The organism is Mycetocola tolaasinivorans, assembly GCF_003667565.1.
Lineage (GTDB): Bacteria > Actinomycetota > Actinomycetes > Actinomycetales > Microbacteriaceae > Mycetocola > Mycetocola tolaasinivorans.
Genome location: NZ_RCUX01000007.1, coordinates 177,433 through 194,425 on the forward strand (window position 1 = coordinate 177,433; position 16,993 = coordinate 194,425).

Annotated in this window: 15 protein-coding genes; 7 read left to right on the plus strand and 8 right to left on the minus strand. The window is 67.1% G+C overall.

Annotated features, from left to right (window positions below):
• Positions 1–53: 53 nt before the first annotated feature.
• Both D9V32_RS10645 and D9V32_RS10650 read right to left on the minus strand, forming a co-directional pair.
• Positions 54–1,829, minus strand: a complete 1,776-nt coding sequence (locus D9V32_RS10645) for a right-handed parallel beta-helix repeat-containing protein (RefSeq protein ID WP_121648880.1) — start codon at positions 1,827–1,829, stop codon at positions 54–56.
• 140 nt (positions 1,830–1,969) lie between these two features.
• A complete protein-coding gene (locus D9V32_RS10650) occupies positions 1,970–2,926 on the minus strand; it encodes a siderophore-interacting protein (RefSeq protein ID WP_121648881.1) in 957 nt (318 codons plus the stop codon).
• A 162-nt stretch (positions 2,927–3,088) separates the two neighbouring features.
• Between D9V32_RS10650 and D9V32_RS10655 the strand changes: the two genes are divergently transcribed.
• The 3 genes from D9V32_RS10655 to D9V32_RS10665 all read left to right on the plus strand — a co-directional run bounded on the left by D9V32_RS10655 (position 3,089) and on the right by D9V32_RS10665 (position 6,260).
• Entirely contained in the window at positions 3,089–3,973 is an 885-nt protein-coding gene (locus D9V32_RS10655) for an ABC transporter ATP-binding protein (protein ID WP_121648882.1), read from the plus strand.
• The gene (locus D9V32_RS10660; RefSeq protein WP_281272136.1) at positions 3,970–5,094 is read left to right on the plus strand and encodes an ABC transporter permease; all 1,125 of its coding nucleotides are present in this window, start codon (positions 3,970–3,972) and stop codon (positions 5,092–5,094) included. The genes D9V32_RS10655 and D9V32_RS10660 overlap by 4 nt, the downstream gene beginning before the upstream one ends.
• 92 nt (positions 5,095–5,186) lie before the next feature.
• Positions 5,187–6,260, plus strand: coding sequence for a threonine aldolase family protein (locus tag D9V32_RS10665; RefSeq protein ID WP_121648883.1), 1,074 nt, complete (start codon positions 5,187–5,189; stop codon positions 6,258–6,260).
• 68 nt (positions 6,261–6,328) lie between these two features.
• Here the strand turns inward: D9V32_RS10665 and D9V32_RS10670 are convergent, their stop codons facing one another.
• Positions 6,329–6,982 carry a TetR family transcriptional regulator gene (locus D9V32_RS10670; RefSeq protein WP_183086272.1) on the minus strand — a complete coding sequence of 218 codons (654 nt, stop codon included), beginning with the start codon at positions 6,980–6,982 and terminating at the stop codon, positions 6,329–6,331.
• 102 nt (positions 6,983–7,084) lie between these two features.
• On the opposite strand from D9V32_RS10670, the gene D9V32_RS10675 reads away from it, so the two are divergent.
• Both D9V32_RS10675 and D9V32_RS10680 read left to right on the plus strand, forming a co-directional pair.
• Complete coding sequence (locus tag D9V32_RS10675; protein ID WP_121648885.1) at positions 7,085–8,551, plus strand: MDR family MFS transporter; 1,467 nt, start codon at positions 7,085–7,087, stop codon at positions 8,549–8,551.
• Positions 8,548–9,291 (plus strand): SDR family NAD(P)-dependent oxidoreductase, encoded by a 744-nt coding sequence (locus D9V32_RS10680; RefSeq protein WP_121648886.1) that lies wholly within the window; start codon positions 8,548–8,550, stop codon positions 9,289–9,291. The genes D9V32_RS10675 and D9V32_RS10680 overlap by 4 nt, the downstream gene beginning before the upstream one ends.
• 62 nt (positions 9,292–9,353) lie before the next feature.
• Here the strand turns inward: D9V32_RS10680 and D9V32_RS10685 are convergent, their stop codons facing one another.
• Positions 9,354–10,052, minus strand: a complete 699-nt coding sequence (locus tag D9V32_RS10685; RefSeq protein WP_121648887.1) for an ABATE domain-containing protein — start codon at positions 10,050–10,052, stop codon at positions 9,354–9,356.
• 115 nt (positions 10,053–10,167) lie between these two features.
• On the opposite strand from D9V32_RS10685, the gene D9V32_RS10690 reads away from it, so the two are divergent.
• Positions 10,168–11,190, plus strand: coding sequence for an alcohol dehydrogenase catalytic domain-containing protein (locus tag D9V32_RS10690; RefSeq protein WP_220700692.1), 1,023 nt, complete (start codon positions 10,168–10,170; stop codon positions 11,188–11,190).
• A 69-nt stretch (positions 11,191–11,259) separates the two neighbouring features.
• Here D9V32_RS10690 and D9V32_RS10695 read toward each other — a convergent pair whose 3' ends face one another.
• From D9V32_RS10695 to D9V32_RS10705, 3 genes are all read right to left on the minus strand, one after another.
• Complete coding sequence (locus D9V32_RS10695; protein WP_121648888.1) at positions 11,260–12,267, minus strand: aldo/keto reductase family protein; 1,008 nt, start codon at positions 12,265–12,267, stop codon at positions 11,260–11,262.
• Positions 12,268–12,350: 83 nt separating this feature from the next.
• Complete coding sequence (locus D9V32_RS10700) at positions 12,351–13,064, minus strand: response regulator (RefSeq protein ID WP_121648889.1); 714 nt, start codon at positions 13,062–13,064, stop codon at positions 12,351–12,353.
• Positions 13,061–14,311 (minus strand): sensor histidine kinase, encoded by a 1,251-nt coding sequence (locus tag D9V32_RS10705; protein WP_121648890.1) that lies wholly within the window; start codon positions 14,309–14,311, stop codon positions 13,061–13,063. The genes D9V32_RS10700 and D9V32_RS10705 overlap by 4 nt, the downstream gene beginning before the upstream one ends.
• 146 nt (positions 14,312–14,457) lie before the next feature.
• Between D9V32_RS10705 and D9V32_RS10710 the strand changes: the two genes are divergently transcribed.
• Positions 14,458–15,471, plus strand: coding sequence for a magnesium and cobalt transport protein CorA (locus D9V32_RS10710; RefSeq protein ID WP_121648891.1), 1,014 nt, complete (start codon positions 14,458–14,460; stop codon positions 15,469–15,471).
• A 12-nt stretch (positions 15,472–15,483) separates the two neighbouring features.
• Here D9V32_RS10710 and D9V32_RS10715 read toward each other — a convergent pair whose 3' ends face one another.
• Entirely contained in the window at positions 15,484–16,728 is a 1,245-nt protein-coding gene (locus D9V32_RS10715) for a M23 family metallopeptidase (protein WP_147440447.1), read from the minus strand.
• Positions 16,729–16,993 lie beyond the last annotated feature (265 nt).

A 16,993-nucleotide genomic window follows, 5' to 3' on the forward strand; every position in this document is an offset into this window, starting at 1 on the left:
CGATGGCCGGGAGCTGTAGCTCCCGGCCATCGCCGTTATGGGGTGAGCGCCGGTTAGGCGGCTTCCTGGCTGCGACGACGACGGACGAATCCGATCGCGGCGGCGCCCAGCAGGGCGAGCACGCCACCCGCGGCGGCGAGGCGCAGCGGGTCATTCGCACCGGTTTCGGACAGGGTGGGGCCCGAAGCGATGGGGGTTGCGGTGGTGGGTGCGGCCGTGGGCGCGGTGCCCTCGGTGGGGTTCGTGCCCTCGGTCGGAACGGTGGTCGGGGTCGAGCCATCGGTGGGAACCGCGGTGGGGGTCGCCACCTCGGCCACGGCAACCGCGATTACCGCGACGTTCTGGCTGGTCTGCCCGCGGAACACGATGTGGTGATCGCCCGCGGCCAGCCCGGAAAGGTCGGCGCCGGTCACGATGGCGCGCCCGTCCGTCACCGGGAAGGTGCCGAGCAGGGTCGGGGTCGAGTAGGCGTAGGCGTCAACGAAGTCATCCTCGCCGACCCAGGGAACGCTCACGCTCAGCGGTGCGGTCGGGTCAAGGTTGGACAGGGTAACGCCTGCCGGAACCACGGCGGAAGCGGTGGTACCGGCGATGTCCAGACCCAGCTCCTCGACGAGCTTCAGCAGATCCTCGGTGCTTCCCGCGGGGGCCGGCGCAGCCGGGCTCGGGGCCACGGTCGGGACGGTGGTCGGCGTGGCCGAGGGCTGCGGAGTGGGAGCGACGGTCGGCTCAGTGCTCGGCTCAGGGGTCGGAGTGGTGGTCGGGTTCTCCGAGGGGGTTGCACTCGGCGTGGGGGTCGGGGCGACGGTCGGCTCAGTGCTCGGGGTGGGCGTGGGGGTCGGCTCGACGGTCGGCTCAGTGCTCGGGGTGGGCGTGGGGGTCGGCTCGGCCGTGGGCTCCACCGTCGGGTTGGTTGCGGTTTCCTCGACGCTGACGCCGGGCAGCAGATCCGCCGCGGTGATCGGCGTCACCGACCCGCTCTGACGCTGCAGCTGGGCGTCCTTGACGGTCACGGCACTGGTGTCGTTGACCAGGATTCCCGCCTTTTCGTCCTGGCCAAAGGTGCCGACGAGGACCGAGCCCAGGGCGACCGGGCCACCGTTTGGTCCGCTGACCTTGGCGGTGTTGTTTTCGTCGCCGAACTGGATGTCGTACTGGTTGCCGACGAAAGAGTTGTCGCCCGAGAACCGCACGCTGTTGATGTCATCGGTTGCACCCTGGGAGCTCAGCGTGTAGAACGCAAGCCCCGCCCAGTCGTTGCGATCCGCGCGGACATTGGTGAGCGAGATATTGCCCGAAACCGTGCCCGCTGTGGGGAGGTAACGGTTGGTGATGGCAATTCCGTTCTTCGCAAACTCGGTAACGGTGATGTTCTGAAGGGTGAGGCCATTTACGCCGTTGGCGTCGATGCCCGTGGCGCTGATGGCGTTGTTCGGCAGGTTCTTGGTGCCGAGAAGGATGAGGTCCTTCAGGGTGACATCGTGGGTGTTGGTGATGTCGATGGTCTTGGCCTTTGACCGTGAACTGATCACGGTGGGGTGCTCGCCGGTGGTCCCACGCAGGGTGATCGGCTTGGTAATCCTGAGGTCCTCGGTGAAGGGGCCCGCGGCGATATTGATGGTGGCACCCGCGGGCGCCCGGTTGATCGCGTCCTGGATCGACTCGTCCTGGGCCACACTCAGCTCAGCGGCCGGGGTGGGGGTGGGCGACTGGTCAGTGTCGGGGAGTGCCTGGGCGGTCAGCGGAAGCGCAAGCAGGAGCGCTGCGGTCCCGAGTGCGGCTGCGGGTGCGAGGGCACGCCGAAAAAGCCGCGGAGCGGAGGATGTCATGGTGATCCGTTCTGTGGGTTGGGGGGAGAGCACCGGGTATTCCCTTCCCGGTACTCGCACCCCTTAAGGATCACGATGTATATCTACGATGTCAATACATGACGTAGCATTTCACCCACCGTTTGTTGCGCGCGCGGACGCTAGTTTTCGGCCTTGCCGATGCGCCAGTACCCCATGAACGCGACGCGTCGACGATCCACCCCGTGGCCCTGAACCAGGGTGCGGCGCAGCTGCTTGATCACACCGGACTCCCCGGCCAGCCAGGCGTAGAACTCCCCGGAGTCCTCATCGGTGGGGGTTTCCCAGAGTATTTCGGTGTCGAGGTTGACCTCGTTGAGCTTCTGGCCACGCGGTGCACGGGCGGCCTCGAGGAGCTCACCGTGACCCGCAAGCCACTCGTCCACGGCCGCGGTGAGCGCCGCCCCGTGCTCGGCATCCTCGCGGGGAAGGATACGTACGTTCACTCCGGCGGGGTGTGTGAGCGAAATAATGTCCCCCGAACTGGGGACCTCAATCAGGGCGTCACCGATCGCATCCGCGGGCAGCGCGGAAAGAATTCCGGCGATCGCAGGCAGTGCGGTTTCGTCTCCAGCGAGCAGGAGGCGCGTGGCGTCACCCGGGTGCCAGTCGATCCCGATGGCCGAGTGGATGCTGCGGGCATCCGGCCCCACCAGGTACACCTCGTCACCGGCCGAGGCCTCGAGCAGCCAGCGGCCGGCCGGTCCGAGCTCCGCGCCCGCGGGCACCGAGTGCACCACGAAGTCGACGTCGACCTCGCCGAGCGTGGGGCGCACATCGCGCACCGTGTAGGTGCGGAACGGGGCCTGGTCCTCGGCGGGGAGGTCGCGCCAGAAGTCCCACCAGGCGTTGCCCTCGGTATCGGGCAGTTCGAAGAGCGGGCGGCCCGGGAAGGGGAAGATGACCTTGATGCGCTGGTCCAGGAGGTCGGTACCGAAGAATTTCAGCTCTTCGTCCCGGAAGGTGACCCGGGTGAAGTGCGGGGAGAGTGGCGTGACCGCGCTCACCCGTGCGCGCCAGGGGCGGTACCCGGGGCGATCGGTACGAACCAGGGGCTGCGCGTCTTCTAAGCTGAGCATTACCTAACTCTAGGCGATCTTGGGGGGAAACCCAATCCTCGGTTCCAGCCGATTGATCGTCCGTATCCGCCACGTGGGGGACAGCGAAAATCCGCCAAATGAGGGACGCTTCACGGCCGTGCCGCGCACTAGCCTGGGGTCACAAGACGATTGGAGGGCCCCATGCTGGAGATTCGCGGCATCAATAAATCCTTTGCCACCCGCCAGGTGCTCACGAACATGAGTTTCACCATTGCGCCCGGCCGGATGACCGGTTTTGTGGGCGGCAACGGCGCCGGAAAAACCACCACGATGCGCATTCTGCTCGGCGTGCTGGGCTCCGATAGCGGCGAGGTGCTGCTGAATCGATCCCCACTCTCCGAGCAGGATCGCCGCCGCATCGGGTACATGCCGGAGGAGCGCGGGCTCTATCCGAAGATGAAGGTGGCCGAGCAGATCACCTACTTCGCACGGCTGCACGGCCTCTCCGCGGACGCCGCCAAGCGCAACACCGCGACGCTGCTGGAGCAGCTGGGCCTCGGGGAGCGCGGCGGTGACACCATCGAGAGCCTGTCGCTCGGAAACCAGCAGCGCGCGCAGATCGCCGCGGCCCTGGTACACGATCCGATCGCCCTGGTCCTGGACGAGCCCTTTTCCGGGCTCGACCCGCTCGCGGTGGACGTGGTGCTGGCCGTGCTCAAGGAGCGCGCGCAGGCCGGGGTTCCGGTGCTGTTTTCCAGTCACCAGCTCGACATCGTGGAGCGCCTCTGCGATGACATCGTGATTATCTCCGGTGGTCAGGTGCGCGCCGCGGGCCCCGCCCAGAGCCTGCGTGATGCACACCGGGGGAACCGGTTCAGCCTCGATGGCTCCGCCGATGCCGGCTGGGTACGTGAGGTGCCCGGTATCTCGGTTCTGAACTTTGATGGTGGCCACGTTGAGTTTGATGCGGACACCGCCGAGCGCGCGCAGCTGGTGCTGCGCGGCGCCCTTGAACGCGGCGAGGTTCACGCGTTCACCCCCGTTCGTCCGTCCCTCGCCCAGATCTACCGGGAGGTAGTCCAGTGAGCACCACACGCCCCACAACCCCCGACGCTCCCTCGGTACTGTCCACCACCTGGCTGGTGGCCGAGCGCGAGATGACCCAGCGCCTGCGCAGCAAGGCGTTCCTGTTCTCCTCAGCCTCGCTGATCGTGCTGGTTCTGATCGGCGTGCTGCTCAGCGGGTTCGCCGCCGGTGGTGGATTCTCCGGTGATGAGAAGACCCGGGTGGCCGCCGCGGGCCCGGTGGCCGCCCTGCTGGATACTCAAACCTTCGATGTCGAGAGCGTCGCCAGTAACGAGGATGCCCGCGCACTCGTGCGTGAGGGCAGTGTCGATGCCGCGGTGATCGCCGAGCAGCCCACCCAGAAAAACCCCACCGGGGTCACCATCATCGCCCGCGATAAGGCACCGGATGGGCTGAGTGATGCGCTCACCCTGCGCCCGCAGGTGGAACTCCTGAGCGGGGATGGCGTGACCGGCCCGCTGCGCTTCATCATGGCGCTGGCGTTCGGGTTGATCTTCATGATGTCCGCGGTGACGTTCGGCAGCGTGATCGCCCAGTCGGTGGTCGAGGAGAAGTCCACCCGGATCGTCGAGATCCTGATGTCCACGATCTCGGTTCGGGTGCTGCTCGCGGGTAAGGTGCTGGGCAACTCGCTGCTGGCCTTTGCGCAGGTTGCGGCCATTGCGGCCGTCGCGATTGTGGGGCTTTCGGCCACCGGTCAGGACGCGCTGCTGGCCGGGGTGGGTGCGCCGATCATCTGGTTCGTGGTGTTCTTTATCTTCGGGTTCGTGCTGCTCGCCGCGCTGTTTGCGGGCTTGGCCTCGCTGGTGTCTCGTCAGGAGGACGTGGGCTCGGCGATCACCCCGGTGACGATGCTGGTCATGATCCCCTATTTCGGAGTTGCCTTCTTCAATGACAACCCGGTGGTTATGTCGGTGCTCAGCTACGTGCCCTTCTCTGCCCCGGTGGGCATGCCCGTACGCCTGTTCTTCGGCGATGCGCTGTGGTGGGAGCCGCTGGTGTCGCTGGCCATTCTGCTGGTCTCGGTGGTGCTGGTGATCCTGCTGGCGGCCCGCATCTACCGCGGTTCGCTGCTGCACACGGGTGGCAAGCTCAAGCTGAGTGAGGCGCTGCGCGGCTAGAGTCGCGCGCGAGAGTGGCGGTGTGCCCCCGGGGCACCGCCACTTTTGTCTTCCCGTGGCGAGCCCGGCAAAAATCGTGATTGCATAGGAGTATGACCTCCCCTCTGCACGATGCGTCCGTCCGTCACTTTGCCTCCGATAACTACGCGGGGGCCCACCCCGAGGTGCTGGCCGCCCTGGTCGCGGCCAACGGCGGACACCAGTCCGCCTACGGGGATGACGTGTACACCGCGCGCTTGGCCGAGGTGTTCCGCGGCCACTTCGGCGACCGGGCGCAGGCTTTTCCCGTCTTCAACGGCACCGGCGCGAACGTCCTCAGCCTGCAGTCGGTCGTGCCGCGCTGGGGGGCCGTGATCACGGCGGCTTCGGCACACATCAACACCGATGAGTGCGGCGCACCCGAACGCGTGGGCGGCCTCAAGTTGCTGCCCGTCGCGACCCCGGACGGCAAGCTCACCCCCGAGCTCATCGCCACCGAGGCCTATGGTTTTGGCGACGTACACCGGGCCGAACCGCACGCGGTGTCGATCACGCAGTCCACCGAGTTTGGCACGCTGTACACCCCCGAGGAGATCGGGGCCATTGTCGAGTTTGCCCACTCCAAGGGCCTCGCCGTGCACCTGGACGGTGCCCGGATCGCCAACGCGGCCGCCGCACTGAACCTGCCACTGCGCGCCTTCACCACCGATGTCGGGGTCGACGTGGTGTCCTTCGGTGGCACCAAGAACGGCGTGGTGTTTGGGGAGGCCGTGCTCGTGCTGAACCCCGAGCGCGCCCACGGCGTGGACTACCTGCGCAAGATGAACATGCAGCTCGCCTCGAAGCTGCGCTTCGTGTCGGCCCAGCTGGTCGCGCTGCTCGAGGGCGATCTGTGGCTGCGCGGTGCCGCCCACGCCAATGCGATGGCCGCGCGCCTGCGCGCAGGGCTGGAGGCGAAGATCGCCGCCGGCGAGATTTCCGGGTTGTCGTTCGCCCAGGAAACCCAGGTCAACGCGATCTTTGCGGCCCTGCCCGCGGCCGCGGCCGATAGGGTGCGCGAGTCCTTCCGCTTCTACGACTGGGATGCCTCGCTCGAGCAGGTGCGCTGGATGACCGCGTTCGACACCACCGAGGCCGATGTGGACGCCTTCATCGCGGCCATCGCCGAGGCGCTGCCCGCCCGCTAATTCCGCGGTCTAGCCGCGCAAAAGCCCCGCCTCGGCGGGGCTTTTGTGTTGTGCCCGGTGTCCGGCGTTCAGCGGGCGTTTGCGCTGCCGGCGACGAGGGCATTACGGGCGTCGACGAGGCGGGTATGGGTGTCGGCGAGCGTTTCGCGGTCGCTGTCATCGACCTGTTGGACCCAGCTGTCGAACGCGGTGCGCAGGGTGAAGGTGGCCAGGTGTACGGCGATCCAGGCCTCGCTGGCACCTCCGGGGAGCGGGTAGCGGGCGGCGATCTCGGCGGCCAGGGCGCGATCGTTTTCGTCCTCGTAGCGCAGTGATGCGGCGCGCAGGCTGCCGTTTTCAAGCATCAGGGTGCGCACGCGGATGAGCTGGCGGTGAACCGCGCCGCCGTACTGTTCGAGCTCGACCAAAACCGCGTGGAATGCGCCCTCGATCTGGGGGAGGAGCGGCTTTTCGGGGGTAAGGGACGTCAGGAGGTCACGCATGACGGGGCCAAAGACCGGCTGGCCGTCTACCGCGGCGGCCTCCTTGGAGGGGAAGTAGCGAAAGAAGGTGCGTACCGAGATCCCCGCGGCGGCGGCGATATCGGCGACGGTGGTGTGCTCCACGCCGCGGGTCTCGAAGAGGTCGAGGGTGGCATCGCCGATGGCCGCGCTGGTTTCGAGCCGGCGGCGTTCGCGCAGGTCGAGCCCGGGGGAGTCCGGGGTGGGAAAAAGTGGGGTCACGATGCTCCTTGCTTGGAATTAGCTTAGCGCAGCATATTGGCATCTTGCGTCAACATGGCACAGTGTGACACGGTTAACTCACCAACACCGAAGGACTCCCCCATGACCGCAACCCCGCGCGCCCAAACCGCGCACCAAGAATCGACAAGATCGGCCGTCTCCGCGGTAAATCCGCGCCCCATCATCGCGCTGCTGCTCATCGCGGCGTTCGTGATGATCCTCAACGAAACCATCATGGGTGTGGCGCTGCCGCACCTCATGCGCGACTTCGCGATCGACGCGGGCACCGCGCAATGGCTCGCCACCGGCTTCATGCTCACCATGGCAGTGGTCATTCCTACCAGTGGCTACCTGCTCAATCGCTTCCCGCTGCGCGGCCTCGCGATCACCGCGATCGCGGTGTTTACCGCGGGCACGCTGCTGGCGGCCCTCGCCCCGAGCTTCGCCGTGCTGCTGGCCGCGCGCGTCCTGCAGGCGGTGGGCACCGCCCTGATGACCCCGCTGCTCAGCACCACCATCCTGAACGTGGTGCCGGCGGAAAAGCGTGGCCGCACCATGGGTGGCATCGCCATTGTGATGGCGGCCGCTCCGGCCATCGGCCCCACGGTGTCCGGCCTGATCCTGAACAACCTGAGCTGGCGCTGGATGTTCTGGTTTGTGCTGCCCATCGCCGCCGCCACCCTCGTTGCGGCCATCCTCAAGATGCGCAACCTCACCGAGCGCCGCCCCGCGAGCCTCGACATTCTCTCGACCGTGCTGTCCGCGTTTGGGTTCGCCGGCCTCATCTACGGCATCAGCAGCCTCGGCGAGGTGGCGACCGGCCACACGGGAGTTCCCCCGCTGGTTCCGCTCGGCGTGGGAGTTGTTGCCCTCGCGCTGTTCATCTGGCGTCAGCTCGTGCTGCAGCGCACCGATTCGGCCCTGCTTGATCTGCGCACCTTCACCAACCGCTCGTTCACCGTCTCGGTGATCCTGGTGTTCTTCAGCATGCTCGCGCTGTTTGGGGCACTGATCGTACTGCCGCTGTTTGTGCAGAACGTGCTCGGTCTCACCGCACTGCAGACCGGCCTGATGATGCTCCCGGGCGGTCTCGTCATGGGGGTCTTTGCGCCGCTCTCCGGCGCGATCGCGGACCGCTTTGGCCCGCGCTGGATCGTGCTGTTTGGCACCGTGATCTCCTCGCTCGCGCTGTGGCTGTTCGCCGGCACGGTGGGGGCCGAAACCAAGACCTGGCACATCGTGCTCCTGCTCATGCTGCTCAACTCCGGCCTCGGATTCACGCTGACTCCGCTGCTGTCCACCGCGCTCGGCGGGCTGCGCCCGTCGCTGTACGCGCACGGCAGCGCGACCGTCAATACCCTGCAGCAGGTGGCCGGGGCCACCGGCACCGCCCTGTTCATCACGCTGATGACAAATGAGACCACTCGGCACCTGACCTCGGGCGAGAACCCGCTCGTTGCGGGGGCCGCTGGAGCGCATGCGGCGTTCACCTGGGGCGCGATCCTGTCGCTCCTGGCGATCGTGCTCGCGCTGTTTGTTCGTAACCCACACACGGAGGAATCGAAATGAAGCTAGACGGCAAGGTTGCCATTATTACCGGCGGGGCGGGCGGCATCGGCCGCGGTCTGACACGGGTGTTTGTGCGCGAGGGCGCGCAGGTGCTGTTCGTCGACACCAACCTCGAGGCTGGGCGTGAGCTTGAGGCCGAGCTCGGGGAGAACGCGGTGTTCCACCACCGGGACCTCTCCACCGAGGGCGCCGCGGAGGCCATTCGTGAGGCCGCGGTGATCGCGTTTGGGCGGGTGGACATACTCGTCAACAACGCCAACCGCTCGACCCCCGCGCCGCTGCTTGAGACCACCCCGGAAATCTGGGCCCAGGCCTTCGGGTCGGCGTTCACCCCCACCCAGCGGCTGATGATGGTCTGCCACGACCTGCTCGCCCGCTCGGGCGGATCGATCATCAACTTCGCCTCGGGGGCTGGGCTCACCGGCAGCCCCACCCAGGGAGCCTACGCGGCGGCGAAGGAGGCGATCCGCGGGGTATCCCGCGTGGCCGCAAACGAGTGGGGTCCCGAGGGCATTCGCGTCAACGTGGTGTGCCCCTACGCGCTGACCGAGGGCGTGCAGTGGTGGACGGAAAACTATCCGGAACAGGCCGCGGCCGCACTCGCGAGTGTGCCGCTCGGCCGCATCGGCGACGTGGAAAAGGACATCGCCCCGGTGGTGGTGTTCCTCGCGAGCGATGATTCCGGCTACATCACCGGCCAGACCATCATGATCGATGGCGGCGGGCTGATGGTGAGGTAGCCGCTGCGCCCGCACTGCGCGAGCGCGTGCCGCCGGGAGCCTTTCCCCGGCGGCATTCGCGGTTAGGCGGAGTCTGTGGATTCTGCCGCGGATTCTGCCGCGTTGCGCTTGCGGTAGGCGCGCATGTTGACCTGGGCGGCAGGGCCTGTGGGTTCTGCCGCGTTGCGCTTGCGGTAGGCGCGCATGTTGACCTGGGCGGCAGGGCCTGTGGGTTCTGCCGCGTTGCGCTTGCGGTAGGCGCGCATGTTGACCTGGGCGGCGCAGCCGGGGCCGCAGTACAGCCCCGATCCGTTGCGGGTGTTGTCGCGGAATCCGAGATGGCAGGTGTGGTTGCCGCAGGTTTTGAAGCGCACCCACTCGCGCGGATTGGCCGCCACGGTCGCGACGTGCGCGAGGAGCGTGCCGATACCGCCGGCCATGCCGGACTGGGTGCCTACGAGCACCATTCCGGTGGGGGTGAGGCGGGGCATGAGCGGGTGCACCGCGGCGATGCGTTCGATCGCGGCGGTTGCGGGCGCGGTATCGGTGTCTTTCGCCGGATGCAGGTGGGCGGCGAGGAGGGCGCTGAGGGCGTCGCGGAGTTCGCGTACGGTCCAGACATCAGCCTCGGACACCGGGGTGCCGACGGGAATGAGCCCGGCGCTGGTAAACCAGTCGGCGGTACCCGCGGGGTCGGTGAACTGTTCGTGCGCGTGTGCGCCCGCCCGCGTGCTCACGAAATCCACGACGAGCGCGCCCGTATCGCGCGTTTCGACTGCCATAGCGGGAGCATATCAGGTTATTCGCTAAAACGATTTACCCAAAACGAATTCACTCTCACAATGTTTAAGTTATTGTTAAACAGCTTTAGCCAATAACTCATCACAAAGGATTACCGTGTCTTCTGAAACCCGCACCTACCGCGCCGTCGCCGTGGCGGCCGATGGCTCCCTCGCGCTCGTCGAGCGCCCGATGACCGAGCCCGCCGCGGGCCAGGTCCGCCTGCGCGTGGAGGCCTGTGGTATCTGTCACACCGATGCCGCGAGCGTGCACGCCCACCCCGAAACCGAGCCGGGAATCGTGCCGGGTCACGAGGTAGTGGGCATCATCGACGCCCTCGGTGATGGAGTATCCGGCTGGGCACTCGGCGACCGCGTGGGCGTGGGCTTCCTCGGCGGCCACTGCGGTGCCTGCGCGGCCTGCCGCCGCGGCGACTTCATGCACTGCGCCGACCAGCCGCTGACCGGCCTGACCGTGGACGGCGGATACGCCGAGTTCATGATCGCCCGCGCCTCGGGCCTCGTCGCCATCCCCGAGTCGCTGGAATCCGCCAGTGCCGCACCCCTGCTGTGTGCGGGCGTGACCACCTACAACGCCATCGTGAACGGGGGCGTGCGCCCCGGTGCTACCGTGGCGATCCAGGGCATCGGCGGGCTCGGCCACCTGGGCGTGCAGTATGCACACCACATGGGAATGCGCACCGTCGCGATCGGCCGGGGCACCGCCAAGGCGGAGTTTGCGCGCGAGCTCGGGGCCGACCACTACGTGGACGCGCAGGACCCGGCGGCCGCCGTCGCCGAGCTGAACGCGCTGGGCGGCGCCGACCTCATTGTCGCCACGGCCTCCTCGGGCGCATCGTCCTCGGCGCTCATCGCCGGGCTGGCGACCAACGGCACGCTCATGGTGGTGGGTGCCTCCTCGGATCCGGTGGCCGTCTCGACCTCGGACCTCGTGATGCGCGGCATTCAGGTGCGCGGCTCACTCACCGGCCGCCCGATCGAGAACGAGGACAACCTCGCGTTTGTGGCCCAGCACGGCGTGCGCCCGCTCATCGAGCAGGCGCCGCTCGCCGAGACCGCGGCCGCCTACGAGCGCATGCTCTCCGGTGCCGCCCGCTTCCGGATGGTGCTGGTGCCGTAGCGCACAGGCAAAAAACCGGTGGCCCCGAGCAATGCGCGGGGCCACCGGTTTTTTACGCGGGGCGCGGGATTAGGACGGACGACCCGCGGGGGAGACCAGGCGGGCCGGGTCGAACTCGGCGACCGGGCGCAGCGCGGTGTCGATTGCGGCCAGAACGTCGGCCTCCAGCTTCACACCGGCGGCACGGGCGTTGTCGGCCACCTGCTCGGGACGCGAGGCACCCACGATAGCGCCGGCGATGTTCTTGTTCTGCAGCACCCAGGCGATGGCCAGCTGGGCCGGGGTCAGGCCGAGGTCGGCGGCGATCGGCACAAAACCGGTCTGGACGGCGGTCAGGATCTCCTCGGAGAGGTAGTTCTTGATCATGTTCGCACCGCCCTTTTCGTCGGCGGCACGGCTGCCCGCGGGAGCCGCGGCACCCGGCAGGTACTTACCGGTCAGCACACCCTGTGCCACCGGCGACCAGACGATCTGCGAGATACCGAGCTCCTCCGAGGCCGGCACAACCTCGGCCTCGATGACGCGCCACAGCGCGGAGTACTGCGGCTGGTTCGAGATCAGCGAGAAGCCGAGGTCCTTGGCGAGGGCCTGGCCGGCACGCAGCTGATCCGCGCTCCACTCCGAGGTACCGATGTAGAGGGCCTTACCCTGGCGCACGATGTCGGCGAAGGCCTGCATCGTCTCTTCGAGCGGGGTCTCGTAGTCGTAGCGGTGAGCCTGGTAGAGGTCGACGTAGTCGGTGCCGAGGCGCTTCAGCGAGCCGTTGATCGACTCCATGATGTGCTTGCGGCTCAGACCGGAGTCGTTGTGACCCTTGGGGCCGGTGGGCCAGTAGACCTTCGTCAGAATCTCCAGCGATTCACGACGCTGACCCTTCAGGGCCTCACCGAGTACCACCTCGGCCGCGGTGTTTGCGTAGGTGTCGGCCGTGTCAAAGGTCGAGATACCCGCTTCCAGGGCTGCCTGCACGCTGCGAATCGCGATGTCGTTTTCGACCTGCGAGGCGTGGGTCAGCCAGTTACCAAAAATGATCTCCGAGATCTTGAGACCGCTGTTTCCGAGATATCTGAATTCCATTTCTTGAGCGTACCGCTCGGGACTCCTCCGGGGTTCGTTCTCCCGCTCGCTTTGAGCGAACGCGGCGTCGCACCCCGCGGCGGCTACTCCGCGGCGGGGGTCTCGGAATCCGACGGGTTCTGCCCGGGAATAACGAGGCCGCGCTCATAGGCAAACACCACCGCCTGAATCCGGTCGCGCACCCCGAGCTTTTGCAGTACCCGGGAGACATGCGTTTTCACCGTCGCCTCCCCGACAAAAAGCCTCCCGGCGATCTCCTGATTACTGAGCCCTCGGGCGAGGAGTTCGAGCACCTCGCGCTCGCGGTCGGTGAGATCCGTGGGCGGTGCCGGGTGAACCGCGGCCCGCACCTCGGCGGGGGATTCGGGCTCCGGTTCCGGCGGTGTGAAGCGCTCAATCACGCGGCGGGTCAGGGTTGGCGAGAGCAGCGCGTCTCCCCCGTGGACAACCCTGACCGCATCGATGAGCTGTTCGGGGGTGGAGTTTTTCAGCAGGAATCCGGCGGCCCCCGCCCGCAGCGCGGCAAAGAGGTAGGCATCCTCGTCAAAGGTCGTGAGCACCAGAATGGCCGCCGAACCCGTACGCAGAATCTCGGTTGCCGCCAGCCCATCCATGCCGGGCATCTGGATGTCCATGCAGATCACATCCGGGCTCAGCCGCTCGGCCGCCGCGATGGCTTCCAACCCGGATTCGGCCTCGCCCACCACCTCGATATCGGGTTGGGAATCCAGGATGATGCGGAATCCGGCCCGGAGGAGTGCCTGATCATCAACCAGCAGGACGCGGATGGGGCTCATGGGGTGATTCCTTCGGAGGGGGACGAACCGAGTGTGGGGATAAACGCGCGGACCAGATAGCCGCCGCGTGAACGTGGACCGTATTCCAGACGACCCCCGGCGGCGGCGATCCGCTCGCGCATGCCCAGCTGGCCGTGCCCGGTCTGTGTCCGCGGGACGGGCATCGCACCGGTATTGCCGATTTCCAGTTCGACCCCGTCATCCAGATAGCGCAGGCGCACGTCGGCGGTGGCCGCCTGGCCCCCGTGCTTTCGGGCATTGGTGAGTGATTCCTGGGCGATTCGGTACAGGGTAAAACCGGTGAGATCCGACACCGGCACCTCGGCACCCTGGATTTCAAACCGGGTGGGGAGCCCCGCGTCCTCGCTCATGCGAATGAGCGCGGGCAGGGCCGAGAGACCCACGGTGGAGGGCGGCGCGGCATCGAGGGCCAAATCCGCCTCGCGCAGGGTTCCCAGGAGGCCGCGCAGTTCGCTGATTGCCAGTCGGGCGCTGTCTTCGACCTGGTGCAGGGCCGTGCGGGCGGCCACCGGGTCCTGATCGAGGACAAAGCGGGCAGCACCCGCCTGCACACCCATCAGTGAGACGTGATGCGCGACCACATCGTGGAGTTCGCGCGCGATGCGCACCCGCTCCAAGACCACCGCCTGACGGGCACCGCGAGCGCGTTCGCGCTCAAGCTCCTCGGTGAGGGCTCGCAGCTCTCGCTCTCGCACACGCACGCGAAATGCGATCTCACCCATGATGTAGGCCCCGGCAAAGTACAGGACGTTGATCAGTATCTGCGCGAGCAGGAATGCGACCAGGGGCGAGAGGGCCCCCACCTGCGGAATCTTCGAGATGAGGTTCGGATCCATCACCTGGATGTAGAGGCCGACCACCAGGAAAACCAGCATCCCGGACATCATGACCACCCGCATCAGCCGGGCACGGTCGCGGTTTTCCACCACCGCGCCCACGGTGTAGATCGCGAGGAAGAGGCAGACGTTGGCGATGAGCTGTTCGGAGACGCTCAGCAGGGCGGCGACCACAAAGAGGCCCCCGGATGCGAACATCACGCTCACCGGGTACAGGCGTCGCCAGGCCAGCGGGGCGCACATCCCCAGCGAGGTGAGCACCCCCACCCACATGGGTGCCGGATGAGCGAAGACGCCCATCTGCTGGTAGAGCGCGAGACTCAGCATCGCGCACACGAACAGGACGGCCGCAAGGATGCGATCAAACGTCAACTCGGCACGGGTGGGCATGCGTTAAGCCTAGGCGACGGCGACGATCCGCCACCCGTTTTCCGGAGATCCGACGCGAACGGACGGACGCGGGCGCGCGGGGGTGAACTGGGCTACGGTGAGAATCAACCGGCGGAGTTGTCGGTGTGCGCACGGGAGGTCTCACCATGGTCATGATCGATAACGCGGTGTATGTCGCCGGGCGTCGGGTGGCCTCACCCGCGGGGATCGAGCAGACCCTTCCGGTGCTCGCCGAGTATCCCGACGGCTTCGCCTGGGTGGGTCTCTACCGCCCCGATGAGACCGAGCTGCGCCAGCTCGCCACCGACTTCGATATTCACGAGCTCATCGTGGAGGACTCCTCGCAGGGGCATCAGCGCCCCAAGTATGAGCGCTACGGCGAGACCACGCTCACCGTGCTGCGCTCCGCCCACTATGTTGATGCCGAGGAGCGGGTGGACTTCGGTGAGGTGCACGTCATCACCGGGCCGCGCACCGCCGTGGTGATCCGGCACTCCGAGGCACCAAACTTTGCCGAGACCCGGCGCGGGCTGGAGGCCGACCCCACGCGGCTGGCGGAGGGGCCAGAAGCCGTCCTGTTTGCGGTGCTGGACGAGATCGTCGACGGCTATGAGCCGGTCATGGCGGGCCTCGAAAACGACGTGGACGAAATCGAGGATGCCCTGTTTGCCGAGGGGCACGAGCAGTCCCAGCGCATCTACCAGCTCTCCCGTGAGGTGATCGCGTTCCAGCGCGCCGTCACTCCGCTCCCCGCGATGCTCGCGGCCATCGCCGCCCGCATGCCCGCGACCGCCCTCGAGCAGCGCCGCCGGTTGCGCGACGTGGGCGATCACGCGGTGCGCGTGATCGAGCGAGCGGCCGGATATCGCAGCCTGCTGGAAAACGCGCTCACGGTCAACACCGCGCTGGTGGGGCAGCGGCAGAACGATGAGACTCGGATCCTGACCGAGGCGAGCCTGCGTCAGAGCGAGGAGATGAAGAAGATCTCCAGCTGGGCGGCCATCATCTTTGCACCGAGCCTGATCGGTTCGGTCTACGGCATGAACTTCCACAACATGCCCGAGCTTTCCTGGGAGTGGGGATACCCGTTCTCCATCGGGCTCATGGCCGCTTTCGCCGGTGCGCTCTACTGGATCTTCAAGAAGAAGCACTGGCTGTAGCGCCGGGCGGGGCTAGACCGAGGTGATGCCCTTGCTGCGCAGGAATACGGCGGGGTCGGTCATCTTGCCGTCGATCTCGATCTTGAGGTCGAGGTGGGGGCCGCTGACCACGCCGGTGGCACCGACGCCGGCGAGGATCTGACCGGCCTGGACGTTTTCGCCAACCTTGACCTCGAAGGAACCGGCCAGGAGGTGGCCGTATACCGAAACCTCGCCATTGCCGTGATCAACGATGACGCGGTTTCCGAAGGCTCCGGCATTACCCACGAAGGTGACGACGCCGGAGAAGATTGACCGGACCGGGGTGCCGGAGGCACCGGCGAAGTCCATGCCCTCGTGGAAGCTGTTGGAGCAGCCCACGCTGTTGCAGATTAGGCCGCGGGGACCGTAGGGGGAGGTGATCGGGCCGGGAACCGGACGCCACCAGCCTTCGGCCGACGGGCCGGAGTATCCGGCCAGGGCGTCCAGGCTGCCGTGGGCGCCACCGGTGCGGGCACCGTTGGTGGTTTCGTAGGTCCCGCGATCGAGGTCTTCGACGGAGGCTGCCGCGCTTACGGTGAGGGTCTGGGCGGCCTTTGCCTCGCCGGTGATGAGCTGCATGGCCGAATAACCGGTGGGGCCGGCCGCGGAGGCCGAGGAGTCGAGCCCGAAGGACGGGAGTGCCGCGGTGCCGATCAGGGCGGGAACGATCAGTGCGGAGAACACCGCGCGGCGCAGCGGACGCTTGGTTGTGCGCGCCGAGCGGGCGGTTGCCTGGCGCCGCGAGGAGGGTGCGGTGGCCGGGCCGGCGGTGGCCGAAGCCGAGGGGCTGCGACGCGGACGCGTGGGTGCGGCGGTGTCGGCCTGCGGGGCGGCCGTGGTCGCGGAGAACGTGGTGGGTGCGGCGGCGGTGGCTGCTGCCGCGCGAGCGGTGCCGGCCGGGGCGGCAAAGAAAACGTCGTCGAACGTGGGCACCCGGAACGCCGGGGTAGCGGTGCCCTGTGCAAGGTTGCGGGTGGTGGCGACGTTCTCTACCGGCTCGGTGCTCACGAAGGGTTCGGGCTGAGTCATCGAGGAAGCGGTGGAAGCGACGTTCGCGACCGGTGCCGACGCGACGTCAGAGATCGGGGCGGCGGCCGCGGGCTCGGTGAGGGTCGGCTCGATCAGCATGGTGGGAGCGGGGCCGGTGGCGGCCTCACGTGCGGCGCGCAGGGCACGACGAGAGGGCAGGGATGCGGCGGGCACCCGTTCGCTCTCGGGCGTCATACTCTGGGTCACGTGGTTTCTCCGAATGTGTGGCGGTGAGGAACTGCCACACCTGAATCAAGGGGGTAGTCGTCATGATTTGTGACTGCGGTCACCCCTAAAGGGGGCGAATATCCGTAACCAACTCAGGCTACGTTACCGGAATATCGACGAACTTTCCCGGAAAATCTCCTGAAAGTAACAAAATTATAACGGCGAGCCGCCGAGTTCCCGAAATCACGCCGCCACACGGGCGTCACCATTGCGACAGATAACGTGCGTAATGCGACAGCTTTTA

Bases quoted from the DNA above. Each gene is read 5' to 3' on its own strand.
- D9V32_RS10645 (WP_121648880.1), bottom strand. From the start codon at position 1,829: ATGACATCCTCCGCTCCGCGGCTTTTTCGGCGTGCCCTCGCACCCGCA.
- D9V32_RS10650 (WP_121648881.1), bottom strand. From the start codon at position 2,926: ATGCTCAGCTTAGAAGACGCGCAGCCCCTGGTTCGTACCGATCGCCCC.
- D9V32_RS10655 (WP_121648882.1), top strand. From the start codon at position 3,089: ATGCTGGAGATTCGCGGCATCAATAAATCCTTTGCCACCCGCCAGGTG.
- D9V32_RS10665 (WP_121648883.1), top strand. From the start codon at position 5,187: ATGACCTCCCCTCTGCACGATGCGTCCGTCCGTCACTTTGCCTCCGAT.
- D9V32_RS10675 (WP_121648885.1), top strand. From the start codon at position 7,085: ATGACCGCAACCCCGCGCGCCCAAACCGCGCACCAAGAATCGACAAGA.
- D9V32_RS10680 (WP_121648886.1), top strand. From the start codon at position 8,548: ATGAAGCTAGACGGCAAGGTTGCCATTATTACCGGCGGGGCGGGCGGC.
- D9V32_RS10685 (WP_121648887.1), bottom strand. From the start codon at position 10,052: ATGGCAGTCGAAACGCGCGATACGGGCGCGCTCGTCGTGGATTTCGTG.
- D9V32_RS10695 (WP_121648888.1), bottom strand. From the start codon at position 12,267: ATGGAATTCAGATATCTCGGAAACAGCGGTCTCAAGATCTCGGAGATC.
- D9V32_RS10700 (WP_121648889.1), bottom strand. From the start codon at position 13,064: ATGAGCCCCATCCGCGTCCTGCTGGTTGATGATCAGGCACTCCTCCGG.
- D9V32_RS10705 (WP_121648890.1), bottom strand. From the start codon at position 14,311: ATGCCCACCCGTGCCGAGTTGACGTTTGATCGCATCCTTGCGGCCGTC.
- D9V32_RS10710 (WP_121648891.1), top strand. From the start codon at position 14,458: ATGGTCATGATCGATAACGCGGTGTATGTCGCCGGGCGTCGGGTGGCC.